Genomic DNA, 229 nt, shown 5'->3' with positions numbered 1-229 from the left:
GCCGGAATTGTCGCGCCTCGCAAGGAACTGGGGCTCTCTTTTGGCACCGCTGGCAAAATTGCCAAGATCCATGTGAAAAAAGGAAGTGTGGTCAAGGCGGGAACGCTTCTGGCCTCGCTTGACACGTCCGTCTGGCAGCAGGAGGTAACCGCAGCCCAAGGCCAGGTAGCCAGTGCCAACATCAAGCGGGCCAAGACGCTGAAAGGACCGGATGCCCACGATGTGAACC

At 59.0% G+C, this 229-nt stretch carries 1 protein-coding gene; it reads left to right on the top strand.

The features are described from left to right. A partial coding sequence (locus tag MXD62_RS09815) for a biotin/lipoyl-binding protein (RefSeq protein WP_248829032.1) occupies positions 1-229 on the top strand: 229 nt, incomplete at both ends.

Source organism: Frankia sp. Mgl5 (assembly GCF_023242985.1).
GTDB lineage: Bacteria > Actinomycetota > Actinomycetes > Frankiales > Frankiaceae > Parafrankia > Parafrankia soli.
Note: the sequence above shows the minus strand (reverse complement) of the source record. Positions and strands in the feature narration are given on the sequence as shown.